Annotated in this window: 11 protein-coding genes and 1 tRNA gene; 7 read left to right on the top strand and 5 right to left on the bottom strand. The window is 46.3% G+C overall.

Annotated features, from left to right (window positions below; all coding sequences use genetic code 11):
* Positions 1–95 (top strand): IS3 family transposase (locus tag ICN34_RS11265; RefSeq protein WP_216122719.1); only part of this gene is annotated, 95 nt, incomplete at its 5' end.
* A 62-nt stretch (positions 96–157) separates the two neighbouring features.
* Here ICN34_RS11265 and lysS read toward each other — a convergent pair.
* From lysS to ICN34_RS11245, 4 genes are all read right to left on the bottom strand, one after another.
* Positions 158–1,702, bottom strand: a complete 1,545-nt coding sequence (gene lysS / locus ICN34_RS11260; RefSeq protein ID WP_216122713.1) for a lysine--tRNA ligase — start codon at positions 1,700–1,702, stop codon at positions 158–160.
* Between the two features lie 12 nt (positions 1,703–1,714).
* Positions 1,715–2,819 (bottom strand): peptide chain release factor 2 gene (gene prfB, locus ICN34_RS11255; RefSeq protein ID WP_216122712.1). Its coding sequence is split into 2 segments (ribosomal slippage): positions 1,715–2,746 and positions 2,748–2,819, totalling 1,104 coding nucleotides; the frame shifts between segments, so codons are not numbered across the junction.
* Positions 2,820–2,853: 34 nt separating this feature from the next.
* Positions 2,854–4,614: a single-stranded-DNA-specific exonuclease RecJ gene (gene recJ, locus ICN34_RS11250; RefSeq protein ID WP_216122711.1), complete on the bottom strand. Its 1,761-nt coding sequence runs from the start codon at positions 4,612–4,614 to the stop codon at positions 2,854–2,856.
* 18 nt (positions 4,615–4,632) lie between these two features.
* Positions 4,633–5,592, bottom strand: a complete 960-nt coding sequence (locus tag ICN34_RS11245; RefSeq protein ID WP_255538664.1) for a hypothetical protein — start codon at positions 5,590–5,592, stop codon at positions 4,633–4,635.
* Positions 5,593–5,659: 67 nt separating this feature from the next.
* Between ICN34_RS11245 and ICN34_RS11240 the strand changes: the two genes are divergently transcribed.
* From ICN34_RS11240 to ICN34_RS11220, 5 genes are read left to right on the top strand one after another with little or no spacing between them, the layout of a single operon-like run.
* The gene (locus tag ICN34_RS11240; protein WP_072583053.1) at positions 5,660–6,922 is read left to right on the top strand and encodes a lipoprotein-releasing ABC transporter permease subunit; all 1,263 of its coding nucleotides are present in this window, start codon (positions 5,660–5,662) and stop codon (positions 6,920–6,922) included.
* Complete coding sequence (locus ICN34_RS11235; protein WP_255538663.1) at positions 6,915–7,625, top strand: ABC transporter ATP-binding protein; 711 nt, start codon at positions 6,915–6,917, stop codon at positions 7,623–7,625. The genes ICN34_RS11240 and ICN34_RS11235 overlap by 8 nt, the downstream gene beginning before the upstream one ends.
* Complete coding sequence (locus tag ICN34_RS11230; protein WP_370624024.1) at positions 7,622–8,482, top strand: TatD family hydrolase; 861 nt, start codon at positions 7,622–7,624, stop codon at positions 8,480–8,482. The genes ICN34_RS11235 and ICN34_RS11230 overlap by 4 nt, the downstream gene beginning before the upstream one ends.
* A gap of 4 nt (positions 8,483–8,486) precedes the next feature.
* Positions 8,487–10,967 (top strand): DNA internalization-related competence protein ComEC/Rec2, encoded by a 2,481-nt coding sequence (locus tag ICN34_RS11225; protein WP_255538662.1) that lies wholly within the window; start codon positions 8,487–8,489, stop codon positions 10,965–10,967.
* Positions 10,968–10,990: 23 nt separating this feature from the next.
* A complete protein-coding gene (locus tag ICN34_RS11220; protein WP_072583189.1) occupies positions 10,991–11,362 on the top strand; it encodes a glycine zipper family protein in 372 nt (123 codons plus the stop codon).
* Between the two features lie 99 nt (positions 11,363–11,461).
* Here ICN34_RS11220 and ICN34_RS11215 read toward each other — a convergent pair.
* Positions 11,462–11,538, bottom strand: a tRNA-Met gene (locus ICN34_RS11215).
* Between the two features lie 169 nt (positions 11,539–11,707).
* On the opposite strand from ICN34_RS11215, the gene ICN34_RS11210 reads away from it, so the two are divergent.
* Positions 11,708–13,648, top strand: a complete 1,941-nt coding sequence (locus ICN34_RS11210) for a potassium transporter Kup (protein WP_216122709.1) — start codon at positions 11,708–11,710, stop codon at positions 13,646–13,648.
* Positions 13,649–13,659: the final 11 nt, after the last annotated feature.

The following is a 13,659-nucleotide window of genomic DNA, read 5'->3' as shown; positions in this document are numbered from 1 at the left end:
AATATATCCACTACTACAACCATGATCGGATCAAACAAAAACTAAAGGGATTAAGCCCGGTAAATTACCGAACTCAATCCCTCGTGCTAACCTAACTAAACTGTCCAACTTTTGTGGGTCAGTTCACCAGGGTGCCTTTTGTTTATTTCGGGAATGATTACTCTTCTTCGCGACGTAAGTGCGGGAACAGAATTACATCGCGAATATTTGGCGCATCAGTCAGTAACATCACCAAACGATCGATACCAATACCGCAACCACCAGTTGGAGGCATGCCGTACTCGAGGGCTCGGATGAAGTCATGATCAAAGTACATTGCCTCTTCGTCACCTGCTTCTTTTTGTTCCACTTGCTTGCGGAAGCGATTAGCTTGATCTTCAGCATCGTTTAACTCTGAGAATCCGTTAGCAATTTCACGACCAGTAATGAAGAGCTCAAAGCGCTCAGTAATGCCTGGGCGGGTATCAGACTCTCTTGCAAGTGGACTTACTTCAATTGGGTAATCAATGATGTAAGTTGGCTCCCAAAGGTGCTCTTCGGCCACTAATTCAAAGAGTGCAAGTTGAAGCGCGCCAATACCTGCATTCTTGAGGGTGGGGGCGTCTGGATTCTCGCCACCTTTTTTCAATTCTGTGCGAATGAAGTCGATATCTTCAAGTTGGGCTGCTTCATAACTCTTGCCAGACTGACCGCAGTACTTGAGGATGGCCTCAGTAATGGTCAAGCGTTGAAATGGCTTGCTCAGATCAAGTTCACGACCTTGGTGAGTTAATACAGCCGTTCCTTGTGTATCCATTGCCGCCGCACGAATTAAACCTTCTGTGAAATCCATTAACCAACGATAGTCTGTATACGCCGCATAGAACTCCATCATGGTGAATTCTGGATTGTGACGTGGGCTCACACCTTCGTTGCGGAAGTTACGGTTAATTTCAAAGACGCGCTCAAAACCACCAACGACTAAACGCTTTAGGTAAAGCTCAGGTGCGATACGCAAGAACATCTGCATGTCGAGTGCATTGTGATGGGTAATAAATGGTTTGGCTGCTGCACCGCCTGGGATTGGGTGGAGCATCGGCGTTTCTACTTCCATAAAGTCAGCATCCAACATATGGCGGCGTAATGAAGCAATAGCATTGCTACGCGCCTTAAAAGTATTGCGACTTTCTGGATTAACAATGAGGTCTACATAACGCTGGCGATACTTAGTCTCTAGATCCGATAAGCCATGGAACTTGTCTGGCAATGGACGTAATGATTTACTGAGCAGGCGTAAGTTATTGCACTCAACAGACAACTCACCTTTATTGGTTTTAAAGAGATTGCCTTCAGCGGAGATGAAATCACCCATATCCCAATGCTTGAAGGCTCCATGGACATCAGCGCCACTTAGCTCATCATTGATATAGAACTGAATCTGACCACTGCGATCTTGAATGGTGGCAAAGCTTGCCTTACCCATCACGCGCTTAAGTACCATACGGCCAGCAACTTTGACATGAACCTTCTTCTCGGCTAACTCTTCTTTAGTTAAGCTGTCGTAGTGGGTATGTAGGTCAGCAGCTAAATGGGTCGGAACAAAGTCATTCGGAAATGCAACGCCACCAGCGCGAAGTTTGGCAAGCTTTTCACGGCGCTCTGCAATGATGTGATTTTCATCAACTGCTTCGGTGGCTGGGGGTAAATTCGTTTTATCGTTCATATTCGTGATTAATTAAACGCCTTGCTTCAGGCTGGCTTCAATAAAGGCATCCAAATCTCCGTCCAATACTTTTTGGGTATTAGAGATTTCGACGTTAGTGCGTAAGTCTTTAATGCGGCTTTGATCCAAAACATAGGAGCGGATCTGATGACCCCAACCTACATCTGTCTTACTGGCTTCTAATTTGTCTTGCTCAGCGCGGCGCTTTTGCATCTCATGCTCGTAAAGGCGAGACTTGAGCATGCTCATCGCTTCAGCACGGTTACGATGTTGACTTCGGTCGTTCTGACATTGCACCACTATCCCAGTTGGGATATGGGTTAAACGGACAGCCGAGTCGGTTTTGTTAATGTGCTGACCACCGGCGCCAGAGGCGCGGTAGGTATCGGTACGAATGTCGGCAGGATTAACGTCGATCTCAATCGAGTCGTCAATTTCTGGATAAACATAAATAGAGGCAAACGAAGTATGGCGACCATTAGAGGAGTCAAAAGGAGATTTGCGAACCAAGCGATGCACTCCTGTTTCTGAACGCAGATGGCCATAAGCGTATTCACCATCGACTTTGATGGTAGCACTCTTAATACCTGCAACATCGCCATCAGACTCTTCAAGAATTTCAGTTTTGTAACCCTTGCGTTCGCAATACTTGAGATATTGGCGATAGAGCATGCTGGCCCAGTCACAGGCTTCAGTACCACCTGCACCAGCTTGAATATCGATAAAACAATTACATGAATCCATCTCATTATGAAACATGCGACGGAATTCTAGGTCACCAATAATCTTGCTGTAGCTCTCAACATCTTTCTCAATAGCGCCGATTGTTTCAAAATCGCTTTCTTCTTTGGCCATATCAAACAGCTCAAGAGCGCTAGTAATGTTGGTATTGAGATCGGTAAGCGTGGCAACTACGCCATCGAGCAATTTCTTTTCTTTGCCGAGCGCTTGCGCTTTCTTTTGATCATCCCAGATAGTAGGATCTTCCAGAATTGAATTAACTTCGGTAAGGCGACGTGACTTTACGTCGAAGTCAAAGATACCCCCGAAGAGCTTGCTCGCGGGTGAGCAGGTCGGACAAGGTATTCGAAATAGTATTTAGTTGTTCAGCTTCCATCCCCTAATTATAAGGGGGTTATTGCACACTACCCTCAGGGGGTGGCTGCCTCATCATGGGCTTCAATCATGAGCTGGATGCGGGCCTGTCCCTGATAGCGGTCGGTAACTAGGCGGTAGGCTAATTTAGCTTTAGCCGGCAGGCTTTGCGTGCGGTTGAACCATACGGCGGTAATTGGTTTATCAGTTGCCTTGATTTCAGAGCTTCCAATGGGGCGAACCATCAGTCGTAAATGCTTTTCTTTCATGAGGCTTTGCTGGGTAATCTCAAATTCTCCATAGAAAACCGGCTGAGGGAAGCCCTGGCCCCAAATTTCTTCAGCGAGCAAGTCGCCGATTTCGGGGGTAAATTCAGAAAGCTCCAATGCGCCATCGTGGGCATGGCGGCGCTCTAGTAACTCATCCGTTAATAGGCTACTTGCTACCTCCTGAAAGCAGGTGTCAAACTTTTCAAAATCACTTTTTCGAATCGTTAGGCCTGCGGCCATCGCATGACCACCAAACTTCAAAATGAGTCCAGGTTCTCTTTTGGAAACCAGGTCTAAGGCATCTCTCAAGTGAAAGCCTGTCAGTGAACGACCAGAGCCACGTAATTCTTCACCGGTGCTGCCATCGGCAGGGGCAAACACAATCGCTGGGCGATTAAAGCGTTCCTTCAGTCGTGAAGCCACAATACCAACAACACCCTGGTGCCATTCTGCGTTCCATAAACAAATACTGGTGCGCTCAGCCATAGTGCCGTCAAGTTGATCTTCGGCAAGATGAGAGAGGGCAGTTTCTTGCATCCCCGTTTCAATCACTCGGCGTTCACGATTAATACGATCGAGTTCATGTGCAAGATTGAGGGCTTCATCTGCATTGTCAGTGAGGAGCAAGCGAATGCCTAAAGTCATATCCGCTAGACGCCCTGCGGCATTGAGTCTGGGGCCGATGGCAAAGCCTAAATCAAAGGTATTAGCTTTGCGTGGATCTCGAGCCGCCGCCTGAAATAGCGCCTGAATGCCTGGTTGAGATATCCCGGCACGGATACGTTTTAAGCCATTAGAAACTAATACTCGATTATTACGATCGAGTTGCGCTACGTCAGCAACTGTTCCCAAGGCAACAAGGTCGAGGAGGTTTTCTACTTTAGGTTGAGTTTCATTGGAGAATTTTCCACGCTTACGAAGTTCAGCGCGCAATGCCACCAGCATATAAAACATCACACCAACACCAGCAAGAGCTTTGCTTGGAAAGCTACAACCTGGTTGGTTGGGATTAACGATTGCTAGCGCCTTCGGTAAGCTATCTCCAGGCAGATGATGGTCGGTCACAATCACTTCCATACCCAGTTCACGAGCACGATCAACGCCAGCCTCACTAGCAATGCCGTTATCGACAGTGATCAGGTATTTCGGTTTAGGCGTTTGCTGTGCTGCCAACTCAACAACCTCAGGCGTGAGGCCATATCCCATCGTAAAGCGGTTCGGAACTAGAAACTGAATTGGGGTATCAGGGCCGCCGAGCATGCGTAGGCCGCGCAGACCGACGGCACAAGCGGTTGCCCCGTCACAGTCATAGTCTGCGACGATGAGCATGGGCTCTTTTTTCTCAAGGATATCAGCGAGTAAAGAGGCGGTGCTGATGCAATTCTTCAATTCAACTGGCGAAAGCAGTTGCTTTAAATCGAGCGAGAGTTCTTCTGGAGATTGCAGACCTCGAGCAGCATAGAGTCTAGCCAGTAGTGGGTGTAAGCCACTCTGCGCTAACCATGTGGCAGTGCGCTCTGAGAAGGGGCGTTGTGAAAATAAGCTCATATGAAACTCATGCGTAACTCATGGCTGACTAATTTCCTTCCAAGTCAGTGGCTCTGCTTTTTTCCAGAAGGCCCAAGATTTTTTATTGAGATCTTTAGCGGTGAAAATACGCTCACGTACCTTTCCCATCGGAAAGTCGATGATGACAACCTCATCTAGTTGTTTGCCATGCAGTGCTGCACTTAACTGGGGCCATGCTGCTTGTGGTTGATCTAGCCAGGCGAAGGCACCAAGTAAATTATTCTCATCCAGGGCGATTTCGTGTGGAAGGCTTAATAGCTTGGATAGGCCAGCCAGAATGGGGTGTGAGCCGATGAGACGCTGAGATTGTTTTAATAATGCAGGCGCTTGAACGTCATTGAGCTTACCGATGCCGCTAATCCAGATTGAGTTGATGCTGGGCATACCACGTTGTCCGCGCTCTTCATTAACGGGGCCAATATGCCAAAGCATTTGGATTTCATTTTGAAGTTTGCGCCAACGTTTCGCGATACCTTCTTCTGTGGTATCTCGCGGCATCCACCAATCAATATTTCGGCCGTGAGCTTGATCCACGCTGTAACTTGCTAAGCTGGAAAATGGGCCGGCAGGAATAAACCAATAATGCTGGTTATAAAAAAGTATAGAGCTCTGAAAATCTTCCTCAATAAAAGGTAGCGCTACTTGCAAAAGCTTAGCTGACTCTTCGGGGGTCAGATCAATCTGATTTTGCCCCATCAAAATAAGATGATCTCGAGTGGCATGCAGATGAACGGGCTGTAAGCAGGCAATGACTTCGTTTGGATTGACGGCTTGAGCGGATTGCCCAAGAAGTAAGACTGGGGCGAGAGGGAGCAATTCGCCGAGCAAAAAGCGCTCATGAGGCAGTCCCTTATGGGGGCTATTTCTACTTTCGAGCTCATCTAGTGCATCTTCCCCTGAAAGCATCAGGGTGAAGCGGCGTAGCGGGGCCTTAGGGGGGGTGGAATTTGCGGTCATTCCCCTGATTTTAGGTGGCATTTAAGTATTCCATCAGTTTGTCTGCGCGATTCACTAAACTGTGGCTATGTTAAGACTTCCTATTGAGCTAGAAATTGGCCTGCGCTACACCCGATCCAAGCGTCGTAAGACGGTGGGGAAGCGCGATGGTTTCCTATCCTTTATCTCCGGGATTTCTACTGCTGGTATCGCCTTAGGGGTTGCCGCGCTGATTGTGGTTCTTTCGGTGATGAACGGTTTCCAAAAGGAAGTGCGTGATCGTATGTTGTCGGTGCTATCTCATGTGGAGATTACCGCTCCTGATGGACTGGCAAACTGGGAGCCACTGGCGCTGAAGGTTGCAGCTCAACCACACGTTATTGGTGTGGCACCCATGGTGAGTTCTCAAGGTTTATTGACTCGCGAAGGGGTAATGCGTGGCGTTGCTATTCGTGGCATCTTGCCTAGCGAAGAAGGTAAGGTTTCGGATTTACCAAAACAATTTGTTAACGGCAATATTGATGATCTAAAGCCCGGTAGTTTTGGTGTCGCTTTAGGCGCACAACTTGCGGCCATTGTTGGTGCACATGTCGGCGATCGTATTAATTTAATTGTTCCAGAAAGTGATTTAACTCCAGCAGGTGCTATGCCGCGGATGCGCACTTTGCAGGTAGTCGGCATTGTTGACAGCGGCCATTATGAATACGACAGCTCTCTAGCTATCATGCATTGGAAGGACGCTGCTGCCCTGTTGCGCCTACATGATCCGTCAGGCCTGCGCGTCAAGGTAGATGATATGCAACGGGCCCCAGAAGTCGCTAATGAGTTAGCGGCGATTGTTCCTCAGGCGCTTTGGGTCACTGACTGGTCAAGATCAAACCGCAATTGGTTTGCAGCAGTTCAGACTGAAAGAAAGATGATGTTCATCATTCTGACTTTAATTATTGCCGTAGCCGCATTTAATTTGGTATCTACTCTGGTGATGACGGTTAATGAGAAACAGGCCGATATTGCTATTCTGAGAACTATGGGTGCAAGCCCTGGACTCATTCAAAGAATATTTTTAATTCAGGGATTGGCGATTGGTCTTTTGGGTTCCTTGGTTGGTGTTGCATTGGGTCTATTGATTGCGCTGAACATTGATGTCATCGTGCCGGTCATTGAAGCCATTTTCCGTGTGCAGTTTTTGCCGCGTGAGGTGTATTTCATTAGCGAATTGCCTTCTGATGTTAGGACTAGCGATGTACTGACTGTGGGATTAATGGCATTTGGTCTTTCTGTGTTGGCGACGCTTTACCCAAGTCGTCGTGCTGCCAAGGTACAACCTGCGGAGGCCCTGCGTTATGAGTAATTCAGCTATGAGTGATATCAATAGCTTAGTGCTGAAAGCCAGAGGCTTAGCCAAGACCTATGGTCAAGGACCCACTGCCGTAGAGGTATTAAAAGCGATTGATTTGGATATTTCTCCATCGGAGAAGGTGGCTATCGTCGGTTCTTCAGGTTCTGGCAAGAGCACCTTACTTCATTTATTGGGTGGTTTAGATACTCCAAGCGCTGGCTCCGTCATTTTGGCTGGTTCTAACTTGAATAACTTATCAGTGAAGAAGTTAGATCAACTGCGTAACCATAGTCTTGGGTTTATTTATCAATTCCATCATCTCTTAGATGAATTTAGTGCTGCAGAGAATGTGGCTTTGCCTTTGCGTATTCGTGGCCTTAGTAATGATGAGTCAATGGAGCGCGCTAGCAAGATGCTTAAGGCGGTTGGCTTAGCTGCACGTGAACTCCATACTCCAGGTGAATTATCTGGAGGAGAGCGTCAGCGTGTGGCAGTAGCTCGTGCCTTGGTTGGTAATCCCGCTTGCGTTCTGGCAGATGAGCCAACCGGCAATCTGGATACCGAGACTGCAGATGGCGTATTTGATTTGATGTTGGACATCGCTCGAGATCAGGGTACAGCCTTTGTGATCGTGACGCATGACCCGGTGCGAGCTAAGCGTTGTGATCGGACCTTGCATTTAGAGCGTGGAGTATTAAAATCATTTTCTGTGTGAGTGGGCATCCCATGTGGATTGATACCCATTGCCATCTAGATGCCCCTGAGTTTGCAACTTCATTGCCGACAATTATTCAGGCGGCTGCTGAAAAAAACGTTAAAGCAATACTATTGCCTGCTGTGAAGATGGCTGACTGTGCTCATATTAGAGAGTTAGCCCATCAATATAGTCAAGAAATCCCGGGTTTGGTTTATACCTTGGGAATACATCCGCTATATACCAATCAAGCCCAAGAGGGCGATATCGAAACACTTGAGAAAAGAATTGTTGAATCTATATCTGATCCTCGCTTTGTGGGTGTTGGTGAGATTGGCTTAGATTATTTCATTGAGGATTTAGATCCCCATAAGCAGGAGTTCTTTTTCAATGCGCAATTAGATTTGGCTCAGAAATATCAATTGCCTGTAATCTTGCATGTACGTCGTTCTCAGGATGCAATCTTAAAAGTCTTGCGTCGTCGAAGTATCCCCAGTGGAATTGCGCATGCTTTTAATGGCAGCTTTCAGCAGGCCGAGCAATTTATTGAGCTCGGATTTAAATTGGGATTTGGCGGTGCAGCGACTTATGAGCGCGCTTTGCAAATCCGTAGACTTTTAAAAGAATTGCCGCTTGACAGTATGGTGACTGAAACAGATTCTCCCGACATCCCACCAGCATGGCTCAGAGGGGAGGGTATTGCTTTTAATGAGCCTGCTTTTCTACCGCGGATTGCAAAAGAACTTGCCTTAGTTAGGGGTGTCAGTGATGCTGAATTTGCTTCGGCGATATGGGGTAATGCAATGCAAGTGTTGCCACGCTGGTCTGCCCTCTGCGCAGGTATTCCTCAGCTCTTAAGTCTCAACTTAGCCTCTTAATTTCTTGCGATTAGCTATTACGGCATTCATTGCCGGGGGATTACTCCTTTTATTTTTGCCGCAATTGCCAGAATATTGGCTCATTTCCTGCATTACTTTTGGCGCAGTTTGTTTGCTGACAATCCTGCTTTCTAATCCAGAATCTCTTCTAAAGAAATTTGCACTGATTAGTTTGCTAGTTGTAGTAGGTTTTGCATGGAATGCTTTGTATGCTGAAAATCGCTTAAAGAATATTCTTGCAACAGAGTTGGAGGGTAAGGAGTTAACGCTCAAGGGAAGAGTTGCAGCATTGCCGCAAAGTAATTCATCGGGCGCCAAGTTTGCCTTTGAGGTTGACGAGGCCTTCTCTGGAAAAGAAGCCCTGAATTACTTTCCAGAGAAAATCTATTTGAGTTGGCAGCCTGCTTGGAGAAATCCTCAAGCGATTCCAGAGGTAATTCCTGGACAGCGCTGGAAGATCAGGGCAAAGCTAAAGCGACCTTATGGTTCCTTAAATCCACATACCTTTGATTTTGAGCGTTGGTCTTTTCATCAAGACTTTGGAGCTAGCGGATCTGTAAGGTCTGGCGAGTTATTGCTGGATAAAGATATCGCTTGGACAGAGTTTGAGTTACGCATGGAGCTTGCTAGATGGCATCTGCGAAAAAAGATTCAGTCTATGCTGCCGGATGATGCGAGGTATGTAGGTGTTTTGATTGCTTTGGTAATGGGGGATCAGAACGCCATCGATCAAGATGACTGGCAAGTATTTAATGCAACGGGTATTGGGCATCTCATCTCTATATCTGGACTCCATGTAACTATGTTGGCAGGAGTTGGCGCTTCATTTGCTGCATTTATATGGCGTCGACGCACATGGCCACTGATTTCTCCGGTCAGTAAGGTAGCGGCTGTAGCGGGATTTGTAACTGCGTTTATCTATGCCTGGTTGGCGGGCTTTCAGATTCCAGCGCAAAGAACGATGTATATGGTTGGGGTAGTGGCATTCGCTTTATGGACCGGCCGAAATCCACGTTCCTTTGATATCTGGTGGTGGGCTCTGGCATTCGTGTTGCTCATCGATCCTATGGCTCCCTACACGCCAGGCTTTTGGTTATCTTTCGGTGCTGTAGCTGCCATTCTGTATGCCATGGGGGATTCTTCTGGTCTATTGGGCATTCCCACGGGAAAAGAATTCGAAACGCATTGGATGCATCGTATGGGGCAAGCCCTTCGTGAGGCGTGCCGTGTCCAGGCTGTTGTCACACTGGCGCTGCTGCCATTGACTTTGTATTGGTTTTACCAAGTTTCAATTGTTTCACCACTGGCTAATGCATTTGCTATTCCGCTGGTCAGTTATATCGTGACTCCGCTGGCAATTGCCGGTGCCTTACTCCCAGAATTTATCGGCCGCTGGCTCTTATTGCCGGCGCATGCATCCATGGAATATCTTGCAGTCATCCTGGAATGGATGGCGAGTTGGAGTTGGTCTGTGGCTTGGTCAAAACAGCCTGAGTGGTGGATGCTGGTGATAGCTGGATGTGGAATTGTGTATGCAATTCGACCTGGTCCGATTGGTGAAACATGGAGAGGTCGATTGCTTGGCATCCTTTTATCTATCCCCTTATTTTTTTGGCCAAGCCAATTATTTGGAGATGTACATCTCGCTCAAGGAGAGTTTAGGGCGAGTGTTTTTGATATTGGTCAGGGCACTGCAGTTCTCATCGAAACCGCTAATAGAAAATTGCTATACGACACAGGGCCTATTCAAGGCAAGAAAGATGATGCAGGTCAGAGAATAATTCTTCCCTATTTGCGTGGCCAGGGGATCTATCACATTGATCGTATGGTCATTAGTCATAGCGATAGTGATCATATTGGTGGGGCTGCAACACTTCTGAAGAGTATTCAATTTGACTTGATGATGGGATCTTTGCCTAGCGCTAATCCATTACTTCAAAATTTACATAAAAGAAAGATTCCGGCCATTTCCTGTCGCTTTGGTCAGCGTTGGAAATGGGATGGTGTCGAATTTGTAATTTGGCATCCTCATGAAGAGATAGTATTTGCTGATCAATATCCTGGGAAGCCCAATGAAATGAGTTGCGTGCTTGAGGTACGCAATCAACAAAGTTCGCTTTGGTTAACGGGTGATGTTGAAAAGCAAGGTGAAGCAGAAGTTACTGAGCGCTTAGATGAGAAAATGTTGTATGAAATCGGCGACAGGGAATTGATTTTTATGGCACCACATCATGGCAGCAAAACTTCCTCTTCCTTGGCGCTTCTAAAAAGATTGGAACCTCATCAGGCTTTTGCACAGAATGGCTATCGCAATCGCTATGGGCATCCACATCCAGATGTCACGGCACGCTATCAGAATTTAGGGATTCCTTTTCATCAAACGCCGAAAACAGGTGCCCAGGCTTGGCTATTTAAAAATAATTCAAAATCTTCGACACAGTTTTTGCGACATGATATAAAACGGATATGGCATCGATCGATGTGAAATTGAATAAAAGGATTCTGCAGATGAATAAGTTACTTGGCCTATGTTCTCTGGTGGTTGCTGTGACGGTTGGGTGTGCCGGTGCGAATGTTCGCCCCCTAGTGGATATGAAGGGCGTCAATGAGGCTGCATATGAGAGCGATTTAAAAGACTGTCAAAACTATGCTCAACAGCAATCAGGTATGGGTGAGACTGCGGCCAAAGGCGCTGGCGCTGGCGCTGTAGTTGGTGGCTTATTAGGACTTGTTACAGGCGGCAATAAAACGGGCATCGTACAGGCTGCTGGAGCTGGCGCGGTGATTGGTGGTGCAGGCGGTGCATTTACTGGTAATCAGGCTCAAGAGGCTGTTGTGAAGAGATGTTTGAGTGGTCGCGGGTACAAGGTTTTGAACTAAAGCCACCCTGAAATAGCTAAAAAGCCCGAGAAATTGGGCTTTTTTAATGCCCAGAAAAGCAAAAAGCCCTTAAAAATTAAGGGCTTAGTACGTAATTCTTGGTTGCGGGGGCAGGATTTGAACCTACGACCTTCGGGTTATGAGCCCGACGAGCTGCCAGACTGCTCCACCCCGCGTCTGAAGCTGAAATTCTACCATTTTTTGGGGGCCTCTGTCGAGGTATTCCTGTAAATAACGCATAAATGAGCAGTTTTATTAAGGAAAGTCTGGATTTGATGGGTATCGTTAAGGAGTAACATATCGCCACGCATTAAGTTGAACATTTGGCCTATAAAAGGATGATTCATGTCAGTTAGCAATCCCGAATTTTCGCACTCAGAGATATTGCGTCCGGTTGAAATCCAGGGTCAAGATCATCATCAAAAGGGTGGCCTAGCGACATTAGCGCTGGGCGCAATTGGTATTGTCTTTGGCGATATTGGCACTAGTCCACTTTATGCTTTAAAGGTTTGCTTTGATCCGCAAAATGGCATTCCGATGACCACTGAATCTATATTTGGCGTCATCTCTATGATTTTTTGGTCATTCATTTTGGTGGTATCGCTCAAGTATCTATTGTTTGTCATGCGAGCAAATAACCATGGTGAAGGCGGCATTCTGTCTTTGATGGCTCTTGCTTTGCGCACTGCTAAAACGAAATCTAAGCGTTCCATCGTTATTATGGTTGTGGGGGTTTTGGGTGCCTGTCTGTTTTATGGCGATGCTGTTATTACTCCTGCTATTTCAGTGCTCTCTGCCATCGAGGGCACTACAGTTGTGTCTGATAGCTTTATCCCGTACGTTATTCCAATTACGATTGGAATTTTGTTGTGCTTATTTTTGTTTGAGAAAAAAGGTACTTCAGTAGTTGGTGCACTCTTTGGACCTGTTATGTTGGTGTGGTTTGGATCTTTAGCTTTAATGGGCTTCAACCAAATTCAAGATGCACCGCAAATTATTGGCGCCTTGAATCCTATTCACGCCCTTCAATTTATGACTCAGGATGCGGGCATCGCATTTGCAGTGACAGGCTCCATCTTTTTGGTTCTTACTGGCGCCGAAGCTTTGTATGCAGATATGGGGCATTTTGGAATACGTCCGATTAAATACGCCTGGTTTTTATTGGTAATGCCTTGTTTATTGATTAATTATTTTGGGCAAGGAGCAATGCTCCTGGCTCATCCAGAAACGGTCTCAAACCCCTTCTTTTTGATGGTGCCTGAATCATATACATTTGCTTTAGTGGTATTGGCTACCCTGGCAACGGTAATCGCTTCTCAGGCTTGTATCTCCGGTGCTTACTCAATGACTAGCGAAGCTATTTTGCTCGGCTTTTTGCCCCGCATGAAAATCGCATTTACTTCGGCCAAGGAGAAAGGGCAGATCTATGTTCCTTTTATCAATTGGGTGCTTTGCTTTGTTGTGATTGGAATTGTTTTAGCTTTCAAGAAGTCTGAAAACTTAGCTAATGCATACGGTGTTGCTGTTTCAACCACAATGCTCTTAACAACTTTGTTGGCTGCAGTGGTGATGAAGGCTTTATGGAAGTGGAATTCTATTCTTGTAGCCATCATCATTAGCTGCTTCTTAGTTATTGATGTCGGCTTCTTCACCGCAAACCTGGTCAAGTTATTTGAAGGTGGTTGGTTCCCAGTAGTGATTGCTTCGATTTGCTTCTTGCTAATGATGACTTGGTACCAAGGTCGTCAAATTGTTCGCGAACGTGTTTTGAATGACGGAATTCGGCTAGATACTTTTATCACTTCTTTATTGCTAAACCCACCGCACAGAGTAGAAGGTACTGCTATCTTTCTCACTGCCCATGTAGATTACTTGCCTGTTTCTTTTTTGCATAACCTTAAACATAACCATATACTTCATGATCGTGTCTTTTTCTTAAAGTGCAGTATCTGGGATGTGCCCTATGTAAGTGATGACCAAAGACTTACTTTAAAAGAGCTTGGCCCCAATATTTATGTAGTGCGTGCAGTTTATGGATTCAAAGAGACTCCTGATACCAATCAAATTTTGGCTTTGCTTGAGAGTCAGTTTGATCTGAAATTTGATTTAATGAACACCTCATTCTTTCTCTCAAGGGATACTATTGTTCCCACTACATTGCCAGGTATGGCAATCTGGCGTGAACGTCTATTTGCTTGGATGTATCAAAATGCTGGACGTCAGTCAGACTTCTTTAAGATTCCTGCAAATCGCTTGGTTGAGTTGGGTGCAAAGGTCGAGATTTGAGAAAGAGTCTT

The organism is Polynucleobacter sp. Tro8-14-1, assembly GCF_018881655.1.
Classification (GTDB): Bacteria; Pseudomonadota; Gammaproteobacteria; order Burkholderiales; family Burkholderiaceae; genus Polynucleobacter.
This window is presented reverse-complemented; position numbering and strand designations above follow the sequence as displayed.